Origin of the sequence: Micromonospora violae (genome assembly GCF_004217135.1) — a bacterium.
In the GTDB taxonomy this organism is placed as follows: Bacteria; Actinomycetota; Actinomycetes; order Mycobacteriales; family Micromonosporaceae; genus Micromonospora; species Micromonospora violae.
In genome coordinates this window covers 7,029,652-7,045,757 of the sequence record NZ_SHKK01000001.1, presented here as the reverse complement: position 1 = coordinate 7,045,757, position 16,106 = coordinate 7,029,652, and the positions used below count along the sequence as shown (strand labels likewise).

The following is a 16,106-nucleotide window of genomic DNA, read 5'->3' as shown; positions in this document are numbered from 1 at the left end:
CAACCCCCTGTCAACGGTGCTGACGTTAGGTGCGTGACGAGGCGATCACATCGGGGATCGACCCCGGCCCGCCCTGAAACCAGCGGACCGGAAGTGGGGCGGCGTTCGTCGGGAGTCGGCCCGCGATCCGGCCGTACCCCCGGGTCCAGCCCGGAGCGGCCCACCGCGACCCGCCGGCATCTCCCCGAGCCGACTCCGGGTCATCCCCGAAGGGAACCCCGGGGCCGGGGCTGACAGCGCGGGCAGCTGTACGAGGAGCGGTTCATGAACGCCTCACGGCGGATCGGCGCCCCGCACCGGGGGCACGGCTCGCCCTCGCGGCCGTACGCGTTGAGCGCGCGGTCGAAGTAGCCACTCTCGCCGTTGACGTTCACGTAGAGGGCGTCGAAGCTGGTGCCGCCCGCGCGGATCGCCTCGGCCAGCACGTCGCGGACGTGCCCGAGCAGACGCTGCGCGGCCGGGCCGGTCAGCGCGTCGGTGGGTCGGCCGCCGTGCAGCCTGGCACGCCAGAGCGCCTCGTCGGCGTAGATGTTGCCCACCCCGGAGATCAGGGTCTGGTCGAGCAGGGCCCGCTTCACCTCGGTGTGCCGGCGACGCAGCGCCGCGACGAACGCCTCGTCCGAGAACTCCGGATCCATCGGGTCGCGGGCGATGTGCGCTATCTCGTCGGGCAACTCGGCGCCGCCCTCACTCACCGAGAGCCCACCGAACGTGCGCTGGTCGACGAAGCGCAGCTCCGGGCCGTCGTCGGCGAACCGGAACCGGACCCGCAGATGGGTCTCGTCGCTCGTCCCGGGCGGCTGGAGCAGCAGCTGACCCGACATGCCGAGGTGCCCGACGATCGCGTCACCGCTGTCCAGTGGCAGCCACAGGTACTTGCCGCGACGACGGGCGTCCAGCACCGTCCGGCCGGCGAGCACGTCGGCGAAGTGCACGTCACCCGGGATGTGCCGGCGGACCGCACGCGGGTGACGAACCTCGACCGAGGCGATCCGCCGGCCGACCACCCACTGGGCCACCCCCTGCCGGACGGTCTCCACCTCGGGCAGCTCAGGCACGCCGCGAACCCGTCTCGTGGCCTTCGGAACGCCCGGCCGGCAGCGCCTGCGCCAGGTGGTCGGCCTGCTCGGCCTGCGCCGCCCGCTCGGCGCGCTCCAACGGCCCGAACGGCTCGGCCCGGTCGGCCGAGTCGTCCCGGTCGACCGGCTGGTCCTGCCGGTCGTCGCCGGCCCGACCATCCTGGGGTTCGTCGCCGTTCTGGCCGTTCTCGTCGGTGAGCGTCCGCCACGCGGCCTCGGCGGCCCGCTGCTCGGCCTCCTTCTTGCTGCGCCCGTCGGCACCGCCGTACCGGTTGCCGGCCACCACCACCCAGGCGGTGAACGTCTTGAGGTGATCCGGGCCGGTGCCCTCGATCCGGTACTCCGGAACGCCGAGCCCGAGCGCCGCGGTCAGCTCCTGGAGGCTCGTCTTCCAGTCCAGCGCGGCCCCGCGACCGGCCGACTCGGCCATCAGCGGGTCGAAGAGCCGGTGGATGACGATCCCCGTGGTGTCCAGGCCGTACTGGAGGTAGATCGCGCCGAGCAGCGCCTCCAACGTGTCGGCGAGGATGCTCGCCTTGTCCCGGCCACCGGTGGTCTCCTCACCCTTGCCGAGCAGCAGGTACGCGCCGAGCCCGTCCGGGCCCAGCCCGCGGGCCACGTCGGCGAGCGCCCGCATGTTGACCACGCTGGCCCGCAACTTCGCCAACTGCCCCTCGGGCAGATCCGGGTGGTTGTGGAAGAGCGCCGTGGTGATCACCACGCCGAGCACCGAGTCGCCGAGGAACTCCAGCCGCTCGTTGGTCGGCAACCCACCGTTCTCGTACGCGTACGACCGGTGGGTCAACGCGCGCTGGAGCAGCTCGGGTTCCAGGGTCACGCCGAAGGCGGCTTCCAGGTGACCGACGGACACCCGCCGCCGCTTGTCGTTGCTCATGTGCGTACCTCGGTGTCGGTGGAGCGATCGGTGCGATCCGTCGCGGCGTCGCGGTCGAGCAACGCGGCGACCAGATCGGTGGCGCGCCGCCGCCACAGGTGGGCGGCGAGAGCTATGCCGGAGGCGACGTCGTCGGCGCGGGCGGACCCGTGGCAGACGACCACCGTCCCCGCGACGCCCAACAGGGCCGCCGCGCGGGGCGCACCGCCCTCGGCAGGCGGGCCGCCGGCCATCGCGTACGCGCCCTCAATGGCCTTGAGCAGCACGTTACCGGTGAAGCCGTCGGTGACAACCACATCGGCGCGCGCGCCGAGGGCCACGTCGTACCCCTCGACCAGGCCGACGTAGCGCGCCCCTCCGGGCAGCGGTTCGACGGCGAGCAGCGGGTCGGTGGCGCGGCGGACCCGGTCGCCCTTGCCGGCCTCCGTGCCGACCGAGAGCAGACCGACCCGGGGCGCGGCGATCGAGTGGGCCACCGCCGCGTAGGCGGCGCCGAGCACGGCATGGCGGGCGAGGGTGGCCGGGCGGGGTTCCAGGGAACCGCCGACATCGAGCAGCACGACCGGCCCCGCCACGGCGGGCAGGGTGGCGGCCAGGGCAGGCTGGCGGATCTCCGGCGAACGGCCGAGACCGAGCACGGCCGCGGTGACGGTGGCGCCGGTGGCGCCGGCGGAGACCAGGGCGTCGGCGGTCCCATCCCGAACGGCGGTGACCGCGGCCCGGACGGTGCTCTCGGCGCGGGCGGCGCTGGGATGGTCGGCCATGCCGACGACATCGCGGACGGGCCGCACCGTGATCCGGGCACGTTGCGCCGGATCCAGCGCGGCGATCAACTCGTCGGCGACCTCGGTCGGACCGACGAGAAGGAGATGCAGGTCAGGGTCGGCGCGCATGGCTCGCAGAGCGCCGTCAACCACGACGGCGGGAGCGTCGTCCCCGCCGAGGAGGTCAACGGCGATCCGCGCGGCGCCCGGCTCCACCGGAACGCCGGCCGGAGCAGGCCGGCCGGCGTCGGAGAGAGCCGGGGCACCGGGCGAATGCCAGGATGCGCGCGCCGCCCGACCTGGAGTCGGGGGCGTCACTCGGCGTCCAGGTCAGACCTCGAGAACCTGGCGGCCGTTGTAGGTGCCGCAGACGGAGCAGGCGGCGTGCGGCAGCTTCGGGGACTTGCACTGCGGGCACGCAACGGTCGCGACCACGGTCGCCTTCCAGTTCGCCCGGCGGGACCGGGTGTTGCTGCGCGACATCTTGCGCTTCGGGACGGCCACGGTTCTTACTCCTCTGTAACGGTCAGTTGCGACAGGCCCGCCCAACGCGGGTCGATCTGCTGGTGACTGTGGTCGGCCGGCAGATCGTCCCAGTGCGCCCCGCATTCGGGGCACAGTCCTGGGCAGTCCTCCCGGCAGAGCGGGTTGGTCGGCAGCGTGAGCACCAACGCGTCCCGCAGCGCCGGCTCCAGGTCGATCAGATCGCCCTGCATCCGGCCCACCTCGTCCTCGTCGGTCGTGGCGTCCGTGGTGCTGTCCTCGTACGCGTACAGCTCCTGGATCGTCACGCCCATCGAGTCGTTGATCTCGCGCAGGCATCGGCCGCACTCGCCCCGGACGGGACCGGTGATGGTCCCGGAGACGAGCACGCCCTCGGACACCGACTGCAACCTCAGATCGAGGTCGAGGTCCGCGCCCTCCGGCACGCCGATCAACTCCACACCGAGGTCCGCCGGTGCCGGCACGACCCGCTGGACCTCACGCAACGCGCCAGGGCGACGCGGCAGGTCCCTCGTGTCGAGGACCAGCGGCGACCTGGGGTTGAGTGTCGATGGCGAGTGCTTGGGCATAGTTAGACTCCGGCCGGTGAGAGGCCGACAAAAAAGGTTACCTGGACGACCGCCGGACCGTCGAACCGGGGGCGACGCCCGCCTGAGAAGTCGGCTGGTGAGGTGCCGCTCAGAAGGGTAGCGGGCGTTCCGCCTCATCCCCAGCGAAGGTGCCGATCTCCCGGAGCGCGTGCATCTTGTCCCGGCCGCGCTCTATCGAGGCCAGCGCCCGGGTGAGGAACTGCTCGAAGTTGGCCAGCGCGGTGTCGACGTAGTCGTCGACCTCCTCCCGCAGGCGCTGCGCCTCGGCCCGGGCCTCGCCGATGATCCGGGCGCCCTCGTGCTCGGCCGACACGGTGATCTCGTTCACCGAGACCAGGCGGGCGTGTTCTGCCTCACCCTCGCTGATGATCCGGTCCGCCTCGCGCTTGCCGGCTTCCATGATCTTGTCGCGCTCCTCCAGGAGCGCGGCGGCGCGACGCAGGTCGGCGGGGAGATCGGCGCGCATCTCATCGAGGGCAGCGATCATCTCACCCCGGTCGACCATGCAGTTGTTACGCGACATCGGGACGGAGCGGGCCTGCTCCAGGATGGCGATCAGTTCGTCGATGCGATCGAGCGGGTCCACCGGCTACCTCACTCCTGTCGTTCGTCGGCCGACCTCCATGATGCGGGCTACGGCCGTTCCCCGCGCCACCAATCATGTCGTGCCCGCCCCACCGCCGCCCCACTCACCCCAACCCGGCGAGTCGCGACATAGCCACCCTCCGCCAGGCTGGCACTTCGCGGTGACGTCAGACCGCCTCGAAAAGGAACGATCCGAGCACCACCAGCGCCAGTCTGGCGGGGGGCGTGGGTCAGGGGCGGGGGCCCAGGCGGGCCTGGAGAGCTTCGCGGACCGGATCGGGGACGTGGGCGGAGATGTCGCCACCCCACTTGGCCACGTCCTTGACCAGGCTCGACGAGAGGAACGAGTAGAGCGGGTTGGTCGGCATGAAGAGCGTTTCGACACCAGCCAGACCGATGTTCATCTGGGCCATCTGCAACTCGTAGTCGAAGTCGCTGACCGCCCGCAGCCCCTTGATCAGCACACTGGCCTGCTGGGCGCGGCAGAAGTCCACCAGCAGCCCGCGGAACGACTCGACCCGCACGTTGCCGTACGACGAGGTCACCTCGCGGAGCATCTCGATGCGCTCCTCGACAGTGAACAGGCCACTCTTCGACTGATTCACCAGCACACCGACGATCACCTCATCGAAGAGCCGACTGGCCCGCCCGATGATGTCGAGGTGTCCGTTGGTGACCGGGTCGAACGAACCGGGACACACCGCACGTCTCATGATCGGCGACCGTACCAAAGGGTGGTCTCGCCGTACCGGCGACTGCGCTCGGCAGTGATCCCCTCCACCCAGTCGAACTCCCTGGTCCGGCGGGACCGCTCCACCACCACCAACGCGTCGGGCGCCAGCCAGCCGCCGTCGACCAGCGTGGCCAACAGTGCGGTGATCTCCTCGTCCGGCACCGCGTACGGCGGGTCGGCGAAGACCACGTCGTACGGCTCGCCGTCCGGCCCGGCCGCCAGCACCGTCGCCACCTTGCCGGTGACCAGCCGGGCCGCCGGACCGGCGCGCAGGGCCGCCACGTTCTCCCGGATCACCCGGGCGGCGCGGGGGTCGGACTCGACCAGCAGCACGTGCCCGGCACCCCGGGAGAACGCCTCCAGCCCGACCGCGCCGGAGCCGGCGTACAGGTCGGCGAAGCGGGCGCCGTCGAGATCGACCGTGGCCTGGATGGCGCTGAACAGCGCCTCCCGGACCCGGTCCGAGGTGGGCCGGGTGCCGGCGCCGGGGGGCGCGGCGATCCGCCGGCCACCGAGCGTCCCGGCCACGATCCGGGTCACCGTTTCCTCCTGCTCATGCCCGCGACGCTACGCGATGCGCCGCGGACCCGGTCGGGACGGCACGGATCCGAGAGGCCGGCCAGCCGGCGCGGACGCGGGCGACCTGAGCAGCCCCGACGGCACGACATCCACCGTGGAGGCGGCGCTGGTGGACCGTCCCCAGTGACCGGAGCGACACCATCAGTTCATCAAAGATCACGAATCAATTACATTGCCGGGTGGCAATGATCTGAACTCCCCTCATTAACCACCCATCAGTACAGTCTCCCCCTGTCCCCGCTTTCGCCGCGGGAACACCACAGCGTCGCGCGACGCGCCGGTGAGCAGGTGACTCCCCGGTCACGATGTCTCCCGGCCTCCCGCCACGCGATCCGTACCCCCCTCACCAGGAGCAGGCGTGAACCCTCCCAAGTCTCCGATCCGGCGCCTCGCGGCCATCGCCGCGGGCGCGCTGATCGGCCTCGCTGGCGTCGTGACCTTCGCCGCACCCGCCAGCGCCCACCACAGCGAGATCAAAGTCAAGGCCGACTGTGACACCGCCACCGGCGAGTGGGTGGCCACCTGGACCGTGAACAGCTTCGCCCCGCGCGGCGTCGACAACTACAAGTTCACCGAGGTCTCCGCTAAGACGTACGTCGGCAAGACCGCCAGCGACGCCGCCATCGACGGGATCGCGGTGACCGAGGGCAAGGAATACCCGCACGCCGTCAGCGACGCGATCACCGCCACGCAGCGCCTGGACGCGAAGACCACCAAGGCCACCCTGTCGGTGCGGGCCATGTGGGACAACGGGTTCGTGGACGACAAGCTGCGCTCGAAGTCGATCGAGTTCAGTGGCACCTGCGCCAAGGAGCAGCCCCCGGTGCCGGCGACCCCCAAGCCGACCGCCAGCGTGGCCGCCGACTGTGACGGCGACGTCGTGGTGAAGCTCGAGAACGGCAAGGACGCCACCGCCCCGGCGAAGTTCACCATCACCGGTGCCGGCGACTTCAGCGAGAAGGTCACCGTCACGGCCGGCGAGAGCAAGTCGGTGAAGGTGCCCGCCAAGAACGCCACCGCCATCAAGGTGGTCGCCAAGGGCGTGGACAAGCCGCTGTTCGAGGGCACGCCCGCCGCCGCTGAGAACTGCGTCGAGCCGGGCGAGCCGGCCGGCAGCTACAAGTCGACCTGCACCGAGCTGATCTTCGACATCGCCAACCCGGCGGATGGCAAGACGGTCACCATCACCTTCACCCCGAACAAGGGTGAGGCCCAGACGCTGACCGTCGAGCCGGGCAAGAGCGGCACCGTCACCTTCCCGGCCCAGGAGGGCCTGACCGTGACGCCGTCCGCCGAGGGCCTCGACGACACCACCCCGATCGCCTGGGAGAAGCCGGCCGACTGCGCCCCCGGTCAGGGTGGCGGCAAGGACGAGCCGGCCCTGCCGCTGACCGGTGCCGCCACCGGCGGCATCATCGCCGGCGCGGCGGTCCTGCTGGCCGCTGGCGTGGCGCTGTTCATGGTGGCCCGTCGTCGTCGGGTTCGCTTCACCGCCTGAGATAACCCGCTCTGACACCTGAGGGCGCGTCGACCACCCGGTCGGCGCGCCCTCAGCCATGTCAGCGCGCCCTCAGCCATGCTGCAGCCCGCGTGATCGACTCGACTTCAGTGAAACCGGGGTGTCCCCGTCGGCGGGACACCCCGGTTTCATGACATCGGAGTGGATCACGCGCGCAGGGCGATCAGCCCTTCTCCAGGTACTCCGCGCGGTCCTCGTCCACCAGTGCGGCCACCGAGGCGGCCAGCGCCGGGCTGCGGGTCAGCTCCGGGTCGGCCTCGATCAGGGTGATCGCCTCGGCGCGGGCGTCGCGGATCAGATCGGCGTCGCGGCGCAGCGACAGCAACCGCAGGTGCGAGCGGTGCCCGGACTGGGTGGCACCCAGCACGTCGCCCTCGCGGCGCTGCTCCAGATCGAGTTCGGCGAGCTTGAAACCGTCGCTCGTGGACGCCACCGCGTCCAACCGCTCCCGCGCCGACGAACCCTCGGCCGCCTCGCTGACCAGCAGGCAGAGCCCGGCGGCGGCGCCCCGGCCGACCCGACCCCGCAACTGGTGCAGCTGGGAGACACCGAACCGGTCGGCGTCCAGCACGATCATCACGGTCGCGTTCGGCACATCCACGCCGACCTCGATCACGGTGGTCGCCACCAGCACGTCCAGGTCGCCGGCCGCGAAGGAACGCATCACCGCGTCCTTCTCGTCGGCCGGCAGGCGACCGTGCAGCACCCCGATCCGCAGGCCGTTCAACGGCCCCTCGGCCAGCAGCGGAGCCACCTCGGTCACCGCCAGCGGCGGCCGTCGGCCGTTGTCGTCCTCGGGTGGCGGTTCCTCGTCGGACACCGGCCCGTCTCCGATACGTGGGCACACCACGTACGCCTGGTGGCCGGCGGCCACCTCCTCGCGCAACCGACGCCAGGCCCGGTCCAGGTAGGCCGGCTTCTCGGCGGCCGGCACCACGTGCGACGCGATCGGCGACCGCCCCCGGGGCAGCTGGGAGAGCGTGGAGACCTCCAGATCGCCGTAGACGGTCATCGCCACCGTGCGCGGGATCGGGGTGGCCGTCATCACCAGCACGTGCGGCGGTTGGTCGGCCTTGGCCCGCAGGGCGTCACGCTGCTCCACGCCGAAGCGGTGCTGCTCGTCGACGACCACCAGGCCGAGGTCGGCGAAGTCGACCCCCTCGTAGAGAAGAGCGTGGGTGCCGAGCACGATGCCGGCGGCACCGCTGGCCACCTCGCCGAGCGCCCGGCGGCGGGCCGCCGCGCCCAGCGAGCCGGTGACCAGCTCGACCCGTGTGGCGTGCTCGGCGGAGCCCAGCTCACCGGCCTGCCCGAGCGGCCCGAGCAGGTCGAGCATGCCGCGGTGGTGTTGGGCGGCGAGCACCTCGGTGGGTGCCAGCAGCGCGGCCTGCCCGCCCGCGTCGACCACCTGGAGCATCGCCCGCAGCGCCACCACCGTCTTGCCCGAGCCCACCTCGCCCTGCAACAGGCGGTGCATGGGGTGCGGGGTGCCCAGATCCGCCGCGATCTCCACACCCACCTCACGCTGGCCGGCGGTCAGCTCGTACGGGAGTCGGGCGTCGAAGGCTTCCAGCAGCCCACCCGGACGCGGCGGTCGGGGCCGGGCCGGCCAGTCGGCGGCCCGGTGCTTGCGCTGCACCAGGGTCACCTGGACGGCGAAGGCCTCGTCCCACTTGAGTCGCCGCCGCGCCTGGTGCAGCGCCTCCTTGCTGGACGGCCGGTGGATCTCGGTCAGCGCGGCGCCCAGCCCGACGAGTTTGCGGCTGGCCCGCACGGCGTTCGGCAGCGGGTCGTCCGGCGGGGTGAACGTGTCCAGTACGACGCGCACGCAGCGCGCGATCACCCAGGTCGGCACGGCCGCGGCGGCCGGGTAGACGGGGATCAGCGCCCCGGCGAACTCCTCGATGTCGTCGCTGACCGCCGCTTCGCCCTCGCCGCCCTCGCCGAGCAGCACGTACTCCGGGCCGTTGAGCTGCCGTTTGCTCCGGAACTCGGTGACCTTGCCGGCGAACAGGCCCCACCGGCCGGGGCGCAGCTCCCGCTCGCGCCACGCCTGGTTGCCGAAGAAGGTCAACGTCAGCACCCCGCCGGAGCCGTCGCCGACGGTCACCTCCAGCAGGTTGCCGCGCCGCTGACGCATCGGGCGTACGGCGGTGCGCTGCACCTGGGCCAGCACGGTGACCTGCTCACCGACGTCCAGGGAGCGGATATCGGTGTGCTCACCACGCTCGTCGTAGCGACGCGGGAAGTGGTAGACCAGGTCACCCGCGGTGTGCAGGTCGAGATGCGAGGCCAACGCCTTGGCTGTCTTGTCCCCGACCAGTTTCTTCAGCGGAGTGTCCACCGTGGCTGGTTCGCTCATTCGATCCCTACCAGGAGCGGATAAAACGGCTGGCCGCCCGGGTACGCGTGCACCTCGACGAACGGCCAACGTCGCGCGACGTGCGCGCGGACGGCGTCGCTGAGCCCGGCCGGAGCGTCCGCCCCGGTCAGCAGGGTGACCATCTCGCCACCACCACCGAGCATCCGGTCGACCACGGCCGCGCAGGTGTCGGTGAGGTCGGTGCCGATCAGGTGCACCTCCCCCTCCACCAGAGCCAGCACGTCACCGGGACGGCACGGGCCGGCCACGGTCAGCGCCTCCCGGCTGGCGTGGCAGACCTCGGCGTAACGGCAGGCCCCAGCCGCCTCGGCCATCGCGATGACGTCGTCCTCGAAGCGGCGGGCACCGTCGCGGACCGCGAGGGCGGCCAGCGCCTGCACGGGCGAGCGGGTCGGCACCACGCTCACCTTGATGCCGTACTGATGGGCCTCGCGGGCGGCGGCGCTCGCCACCGCCTCGGTGTTGGCGTCGTTGGGCAGCACCACCACCCGGGCCGCTCCGGTGCTGCGCACGGCGTCCAGCAACTCGCCAGTGGACGGGTTGCCCGGCACCACTGTGGCGCCCTCCGTGGTGAACAGGTCGGCGATGCCGCCACCGCTGGCCACCACCACCGCGGCCCGACCGGCCACCATCGGGCCGGGGGGCGGCTCCGGCTGGTCGGCGAAGCGCGTCACCGAGATCCGGTACGGGCGGCCGGCGGCGACACCGGCCTCGACCGCAGCGCCCACGTCGTTGACGTGCACGTGCACGTTCCAGGTGCCTTCCGGCTCACGCCCGTCGCCGACGACGACCAACGAATCGCCCAACGCGTCCAGTGCCCGCCGTAACCCGGCGACCGCCTCGGCTCGGGCGTCGAGCAGGAACTGCACCTCGTACGCGTACTCGTCGGAACCGGTCTCCCGGGCGACGGTGGCCGCCGGGCGGGCGGAGCGCGGCGTCGGCGCGGGCCGGGCCGTGCTCTCCCCGGTCAGCACCTCGACCAGGGCGTCGAGCAGCACGCAGAGCCCTCGGCCACCGGCGTCGACAACGCCCGCGCGGGCCAGCGCCGGTAGTTGCTCCGGGGTCCGGGCGAGCGCCTCGGTCGCCGCCCGGGCCGCGACGGCGGCCACCGCCGGCAGGTCGTCGCTCTCCGCGCCCTCGGCGGCGGAGGCGGCTGCCGCGACCACGGTGAGCAGGGTGCCCTCGACCGGCCGGGAGACCGCGGTGTACGCGGCGGCGGTGCCGGACCGCAGCGCGGCGGCGAACTCCCGGCCCCGCACCGCCGTCATTCCGGCGACCTCGTCGGCGACGCCCCGCAGGATCTGCGAGACGATCACCCCGGAGTTGCCCCGCGCGCCGAGCAGCGCACCCTGGGCCATCAGCCGTAGCGCGTGCCCGTGCGCGGTCGGCCCACTGTCGGGCAGAGTGTCCAGATCCATGGCGAGGGCCTGCTGGGCCGAGGTGAGGGTGAGCACCAGGTTGGTGCCGGTGTCGCCGTCGGGCACCGGATAGACGTTGAGCTGGTCGATCTCACCCTGGTGGCGCTTCAGCGCGGCCAACCCGCTCGCGCACCAACGGCGCACCGCGGCGGCGTCGAGGGTGTCCAGCACGGCCAGAAGCCTACTGGCGCGCACCGACACGCGCCGGGCTCGTCCGCCGTGTCCGGTTGCCCCGCACGCGGCACGCCCGTCCCCCCTGGCCCGGACGGACGGGATCGGCCCTCCAGGTACAGTTGCCGCGGGAACCACCCCCCGTCACCCCGGCGGGCCGACCACCGCCCACCGGCGGAGGGGCGGCTGATCACCGGGCCAGGGCGGTTGGTCACCTCGGCGGGACATCGGGTAGGCTGACGCGGTTGCCCGTGCAGCACCTCTGCCGGCAACCTCATGAACGTTTCAATCCCAGGAGTATCCCGTGGCTAGCGTGTGCGACGTCTGTGGCAAGGGGCCGGGCTTCGGCCACAACGTGCCCTGGTCCAAGAAGAAGACCAACCGCCGCTGGAACCCGAACATCCAGTCGGTGCGCACCCCGGCCGGTGGCGGCAACACCAAGAAGCTGCAGGTCTGCACCTCGTGCATCAAGGCCGGCAAGGTCACCCGCGCCTGACGCGGTAGCACCCACCTTCTCGTTCGGCTCAGCCGGCGGACCTGCGGGTCCGCCGGCTCTGTCGTGTCCGCGGCAGGCGGCTCAGAGGGTGCGGCCGAAGGAGAGGCAGCCCTCCGCGTCCTTGTAGAAGCCGAAGTTCGGAATCCGCTCGTATCCGGCGGCGCCGTACATGGCGATCGCCTCGGGCTGCTTGTCGCCGCACTCCAGCACCACCCGCTTGCGGCCCTGCTCACGCGCCGAGCGTTCGACGGCCGCCAGCACCGTGCGGGCCACCCCCCGCCCCCGCGCCGCCGGTGCCGTGTACATCCGCTTCAGCTCCGCCGCGTCCGCGCCGTGGCTACGCCAGCCACCGCAGCCGACCGGCTCACCGGCCAGGTACGCGACGAGGAACGCGCCATCGGGCGGCTCGAACTCGGTGGCGTCCACCGGGGTGTCGTCGCCGGAGCCGCCGTAGCGGGCCCCGAGCTCGGCCAGTGCGGCTCGGATCAGCTGCTGCGCCACCGGCGCGTCGAACCGCACCGTCCGGATCTCGATCTCACTCACGGTGTCCAGATTACGGCCGCGCGCGGGGCTCACCGGAAGTGGTCCCAGCCGGGCGGGCCGTCGTAGGCGACGCCGTCGACGGTCACGCCGGCACCGTCCGTGACCTGGCCGATCGGCCGCCAGCCCGGCGGCAGCGCCACCGCCGGGGGGAAGGTCGCGGCCAGCGCGTGGTCCTCCCCACCGGCGAGGATCCAGGTGTACGGGTCGACGCCGAGTGCCTGTGCCGCGTCGGCCATCTGCCGGGGCACCTCGAACGCGTCCCGGCGCACGTCGATCGCGACGCCGCTGGCGGACGAGACGTGCCCGAGGTCGGCGAGGAGCCCGTCCGACACGTCGATCATGGAGGTGGCGCCGAGCTGGGCGGCCTGCGGGCCGGCCGCGTACGGCACCTCCGGTCGCCGGTACGCCTCGACCAGCAGTCGGGGGGTCCGGAAGCCCCGGGAGAGCACGGTCAGCCCGGCTGCCGCGTGGCCGGTGCGCCCGGCCAGGGCGAGCACGTCCCCGGGTCGGGCGCCCGATCGCAGCACCGGCGGGCGGCCCGCCAGGTCGCCCAGCGCGGTGACCGCGACGGTCAGCGTGGGGCTGGCGGACATGTCCCCACCGACGACGCTCGCGCCCACCGACGATGCCTCCGCCGAGAGCCCGTCGGCCAACTCCTCCGCCCAGGCGGTCTCCAGGTCCGCCGGCATGCAGAGGGCGACCAGCAGGGCGGTCGGCGTGGCGCCCATCGCGGCGATGTCCGCCAGGTTGGCCGCCGCCGCCTTGTGCCCCACGTCACGCGCCGAGCACCAGTCCCGTCGGAAGTGCCGCCCGTCGACCAACACGTCGGTCGAGGCGGCCACCCGGCCGTCCGGCGCGGCCACCACCGCCGCGTCATCGCCCGGGCCGAGCAGGGTCGTCGGCCCGTACGACAGCCGGGCGGTGATCTTCCCGATCAGCCCGAACTCTCCGATCTCGGACACACCGCCGCCACTGTGGGCGTTCCGCCCGTGCTGCCCGGCTCCGCCGTGCTCGCTCACTGCTGCTCCTTGACCACCGATAGGGATCAGACCTGGTCCGTAAGGTAGTTTCACCCTTCGGGCCGCTCCCGGGCGGCGACGGACGGAGGTCGAGTCGTGGTACAGGCGTACATCCTCATCCAGACCGAGGTCGGCCGCGCACGTGACGTGGCGGGTCTCATCGCGGACATTGCCGGCGTGGTACGCGTCGATGCCGTCACCGGGCCGTACGACGTGGTCGTGCTCACCGAGGCGAACACCGTCGACGAGCTCGGCAAACTCATTGTCAGCAAGGTGCAGATGGTGCCGGGCATCACTCGCACCCTCACGTGTTCGGTGGTGCGGCTGTAAGTGGACGAGTTGACGACCTCCTCCTCTGCTCCCGACGGCGACGCGGCGCGCGACACCACGCGCGACCCGGCCGACGGCACGCCCGAGCCGGCTGACGGTAACCGCGAGTCGACCGATCCCGCCGCCGCCGCGCCGGCCGGGCGCGATCGGACCATGCGGGGTGCCGCGCTGCTCGCCACGGCGATCGCGCTGCCGATCACGCTGCTGGTGGCCGTGCTGGCCTTCACCAAGCTCAGTCCGAACACGCCGGCCGCCGCGCCGACACCCTCCGCTTCCGCCAGCCGGGCGCAGTCCACCGCCCCGGTCGAGATGGCCGCCCCGGCGTTGGCCGCCCGCCCGGCCACGGTCTGCCGGGCCCTGCTCTCCCAACTCCCGGCGAGCATCCGCGACCTGGCCCAGCGACCGGTCACCGCCGGCCCGGAGCAGAACGCCGCGTACGGGGACCCGGCGCTCACCGTGGCCTGCGGAGGCACCGAGCCGACCTTCCCCAGCACCGACGAGGTCTGGACGGTCAACCGGGTCTGCTGGCACCTGGCCGAGCAGGCCGACGCCGCGATCCTCTCCACGGTCGACCGGGAGACGGCGATCACCGTGCGCGTTCCGCGCTCGTACGAGCAGCCGTTGCAGTGGCTGCCGACCATCTCCAGCACGATCGTGGCGAGCGTGCCCTCCGGCGGCACCATCCCGTCCGGCTGCCAGCACTGAATCAGCACCGACCCCGCCCGCGCCAGTCAGCCAGCGCGGGCGGGTGTCGGCAGGCTCAGTGCAGGCCGACGCCGCGGTGCTGGGCGGTACGAATCAGGCGGTTGACCAGCTTCGGGTACTCCAGGCCGGAGGCCGCCCACATCCGCGGGAACATCGACGTCGGCGTGAAGCCGGGCATCGTGTTGATCTCGTTGAGGTAGACGTCCAGCTCGGGGGTGACGAAGAAGTCGGCCCGGGCCAGACCAGCGCAGTCCAACGCGGTGAACGCGCGGACGGCGTAGTCCTGCACCTGGCGGGTCACCCGCTCCGGCAGGTTGGCCGGAATGTCGTACTCGCAGGAGTCGTCGAGGTACTTCGCCTCGAAGTCGTAGAAGTCGTGGTCGGTGACGACCCGCACCTCGGCCAGCACGGACGCCTCGGGCGCGCCTCCGGCTTCGCCCTCCAGCACACCGCACTCGATCTCGCGGCCGACGATCGCGGCCTCGATGATGACCTTCGGGTCGAACTGCCGGGCGGCGGCGACGGCCGCGTCCAGGTGCGCCCAGTCGGTGACCTTGCTGACGCCGAACGACGACCCGGCCCGGGACGGCTTGACGAAGACCGGCAGACCGAGCCGCTCCTTGTCCTGCTCGCTGAGCGTCATCCCGTTGCGCAGCACGGCGTACGAGCCGACCGGGATGCCCTCGACGGCACAGAGCTTCTTGGTGAACTCCTTGTCCATGGCGGCCGCGGAGGCGAACACGTTCGCCCCGACGTAGGGGATGCCGGCCATCTCCAGCATTCCCTGGATGGTGCCGTCCTCGCCGTACGCGCCGTGCAGCACCGGGAAGACCACGTCCACGTCGGCCAACACCCGGGGACCCTCGGTCGGGTCGAGCACCATCAGTCCGTTGCCGGTGGGATCGGCGCGCAGCACGATGTCGTCGCCGGAGTCGGCGGTGATCTCCGGCAGCTGACGGGCGTTGATCGCGAGCTGGGCGGGATCTCCGTTGGTCAGCACCCACTGCCCGGCCCGGGTGATACCCACCGGCACCACCTCGTACTCGTCCGGGTCGAGAGCACCGAACACGCTGCCGGCGCTGACACAGGAGATGCCGTGCTCCGGGCTGCGGCCGCCGAAGACGATCGCCACGCGGGTCTTGCCTGGGGTGGTCACTCCGGTCACCTCTTCGTACGCGACTGCGGCTGGTCGTGCTCGCCGGTGGCGCTCACCCGGTTGACCTTACTGTGCGTGGCGACAGGGCGAGGCGATACCCGGCGAGCCGCAGCGCGACACGGCAATCGGTCAACAGAGGTTATACGGTACGTGATCGGACGGTAGCGGCGTCGCAGACCGCTGACCTGGGCGTTCGCTCAGTCCCGGGAGTGGCGGCGACCGACCGCGATCACCTTCACCCGCTGCCGGCCGGCCCGCACCATGCCCAGCGCCATGAACGCCCCGGCGATGCGGTCCGCGGCCTCCCGGCTGCTGGCGCCGACGACCTGCCGGCGTCGTTCCGGCGCGATGCGCTCGTTGCGGTTGACGCCCTCGGCGGGGCGCACGTCGGTGAGCACCACGAGGAAGCGGGTCATCGCGCGCCGCCCAAGGGTGTGGCGGGGGGCTCCGGACGGGTTCGCACGTCGTCTCCTTCCGGCAGGCCGGGATGGTGGGGCGGCACGCGACGATCGGGTACGGGGGAGAAACCCGATCGCCGCGCGCCCCATCCCCTCCGGTCGCTCACCACCACCGTCGCCACGACAACCGGCGGTGAGGACGCCATGACAGATTGACACGTGTACAGCCGTGAATGCAA

Annotated in this window: 17 protein-coding genes and 1 pseudogene; 4 read left to right on the top strand and 14 right to left on the bottom strand. The window is 72.3% G+C overall.

Features of this window, described 5'->3' with window-relative positions:
• Positions 1-200: 200 nt before the first annotated feature.
• The 8 genes and pseudogenes from mutM to rsmD form a co-directional block, all read right to left on the bottom strand.
• Positions 201-1,058, bottom strand: a complete 858-nt coding sequence (gene mutM / locus EV382_RS32080) for a bifunctional DNA-formamidopyrimidine glycosylase/DNA-(apurinic or apyrimidinic site) lyase (RefSeq protein WP_130408108.1) — start codon at positions 1,056-1,058, stop codon at positions 201-203.
• Positions 1,059-1,224: 166 nt separating this feature from the next.
• Positions 1,225-1,974, bottom strand: a pseudogene (gene rnc, locus EV382_RS32075) (ribonuclease III); the annotation flags it as partial.
• Complete coding sequence (locus EV382_RS32070) at positions 1,971-2,954, bottom strand: phosphate acyltransferase (protein WP_130408106.1); 984 nt, start codon at positions 2,952-2,954, stop codon at positions 1,971-1,973. The gene EV382_RS32070 and the pseudogene rnc, both read right to left, overlap by 4 nt.
• A gap of 114 nt (positions 2,955-3,068) precedes the next feature.
• Positions 3,069-3,242, bottom strand: coding sequence for a 50S ribosomal protein L32 (rpmF, locus tag EV382_RS32065; RefSeq protein ID WP_030335284.1), 174 nt, complete (start codon positions 3,240-3,242; stop codon positions 3,069-3,071).
• Positions 3,243-3,247: 5 nt separating this feature from the next.
• On the bottom strand, positions 3,248-3,811 hold the full coding sequence (locus EV382_RS32060; RefSeq protein WP_110562455.1) for a YceD family protein: 564 nt from the start codon (positions 3,809-3,811) through the stop codon (positions 3,248-3,250).
• Positions 3,812-3,920: 109 nt separating this feature from the next.
• Positions 3,921-4,418 carry an SPFH domain-containing protein gene (locus tag EV382_RS32055; RefSeq protein ID WP_030335287.1) on the bottom strand — a complete coding sequence of 166 codons (498 nt, stop codon included), beginning with the start codon at positions 4,416-4,418 and terminating at the stop codon, positions 3,921-3,923.
• A 229-nt stretch (positions 4,419-4,647) separates the two neighbouring features.
• On the bottom strand, positions 4,648-5,130 hold the full coding sequence (gene coaD / locus EV382_RS32050) for a pantetheine-phosphate adenylyltransferase (protein WP_091393067.1): 483 nt from the start codon (positions 5,128-5,130) through the stop codon (positions 4,648-4,650).
• Entirely contained in the window at positions 5,127-5,690 is a 564-nt protein-coding gene (gene rsmD / locus EV382_RS32045) for a 16S rRNA (guanine(966)-N(2))-methyltransferase RsmD (protein ID WP_130408104.1), read from the bottom strand. Before rsmD ends, coaD begins: the two co-directional genes overlap by 4 nt.
• Positions 5,691-6,087: 397 nt before the next feature.
• Between rsmD and EV382_RS32040 the strand changes: the two genes are divergently transcribed.
• Positions 6,088-7,227, top strand: a complete 1,140-nt coding sequence (locus EV382_RS32040; RefSeq protein WP_130408102.1) for an LPXTG cell wall anchor domain-containing protein — start codon at positions 6,088-6,090, stop codon at positions 7,225-7,227.
• Positions 7,228-7,411: 184 nt separating this feature from the next.
• Here the strand turns inward: EV382_RS32040 and recG are convergent, their stop codons facing one another.
• Both recG and EV382_RS32030 read right to left on the bottom strand, forming a co-directional pair.
• Positions 7,412-9,610, bottom strand: a complete 2,199-nt coding sequence (gene recG / locus EV382_RS32035; protein WP_130408100.1) for an ATP-dependent DNA helicase RecG — start codon at positions 9,608-9,610, stop codon at positions 7,412-7,414.
• Complete coding sequence (locus EV382_RS32030; RefSeq protein WP_130408098.1) at positions 9,607-11,220, bottom strand: DAK2 domain-containing protein; 1,614 nt, start codon at positions 11,218-11,220, stop codon at positions 9,607-9,609. Before EV382_RS32030 ends, recG begins: the two co-directional genes overlap by 4 nt.
• 304 nt (positions 11,221-11,524) lie before the next feature.
• Here EV382_RS32030 and rpmB point away from each other — a divergent pair, with 304 nt between their 5' ends.
• A complete protein-coding gene (rpmB, locus tag EV382_RS32025) occupies positions 11,525-11,716 on the top strand; it encodes a 50S ribosomal protein L28 (protein WP_091671657.1) in 192 nt (63 codons plus the stop codon).
• Positions 11,717-11,797: 81 nt separating this feature from the next.
• On the opposite strand, the gene EV382_RS32020 is transcribed toward rpmB, so the two are convergent.
• Positions 11,798-12,259 carry a GNAT family N-acetyltransferase gene (locus tag EV382_RS32020; RefSeq protein WP_130408096.1) on the bottom strand — a complete coding sequence of 154 codons (462 nt, stop codon included), beginning with the start codon at positions 12,257-12,259 and terminating at the stop codon, positions 11,798-11,800.
• Between the two features lie 29 nt (positions 12,260-12,288).
• Positions 12,289-13,221 carry a thiamine-phosphate kinase gene (locus EV382_RS32015; RefSeq protein ID WP_130409396.1) on the bottom strand — a complete coding sequence of 311 codons (933 nt, stop codon included), beginning with the start codon at positions 13,219-13,221 and terminating at the stop codon, positions 12,289-12,291.
• Positions 13,222-13,374: 153 nt separating this feature from the next.
• Between EV382_RS32015 and EV382_RS32010 the strand changes: the two genes are divergently transcribed.
• Both EV382_RS32010 and EV382_RS32005 read left to right on the top strand, forming a co-directional pair.
• Positions 13,375-13,608, top strand: coding sequence for an Lrp/AsnC ligand binding domain-containing protein (locus tag EV382_RS32010; protein WP_007456453.1), 234 nt, complete (start codon positions 13,375-13,377; stop codon positions 13,606-13,608).
• Positions 13,609-14,313 (top strand): DUF3515 family protein, encoded by a 705-nt coding sequence (locus EV382_RS32005; protein ID WP_244236882.1) that lies wholly within the window; start codon positions 13,609-13,611, stop codon positions 14,311-14,313.
• A 55-nt stretch (positions 14,314-14,368) separates the two neighbouring features.
• Here EV382_RS32005 and EV382_RS32000 read toward each other — a convergent pair whose 3' ends face one another.
• Both EV382_RS32000 and EV382_RS31995 read right to left on the bottom strand, forming a co-directional pair.
• Entirely contained in the window at positions 14,369-15,469 is a 1,101-nt protein-coding gene (locus EV382_RS32000; protein WP_130408094.1) for a D-alanine--D-alanine ligase family protein, read from the bottom strand.
• Positions 15,470-15,666: 197 nt separating this feature from the next.
• Positions 15,667-15,885, bottom strand: a complete 219-nt coding sequence (locus tag EV382_RS31995) for a hypothetical protein (RefSeq protein ID WP_130408092.1) — start codon at positions 15,883-15,885, stop codon at positions 15,667-15,669.
• Positions 15,886-16,106 lie beyond the last annotated feature (221 nt).

Bases quoted from the DNA above. Each gene is read 5' to 3' on its own strand.
- EV382_RS32060 (WP_110562455.1), bottom strand. From the start codon at position 3,811: ATGCCCAAGCACTCGCCATCGACACTCAACCCCAGGTCGCCGCTGGTC.
- coaD (WP_091393067.1), bottom strand. From the start codon at position 5,130: ATGAGACGTGCGGTGTGTCCCGGTTCGTTCGACCCGGTCACCAACGGA.
- recG (WP_130408100.1), bottom strand. From the start codon at position 9,610: ATGAGCGAACCAGCCACGGTGGACACTCCGCTGAAGAAACTGGTCGGG.
- EV382_RS31995 (WP_130408092.1), bottom strand. From the start codon at position 15,885: ATGACCCGCTTCCTCGTGGTGCTCACCGACGTGCGCCCCGCCGAGGGC.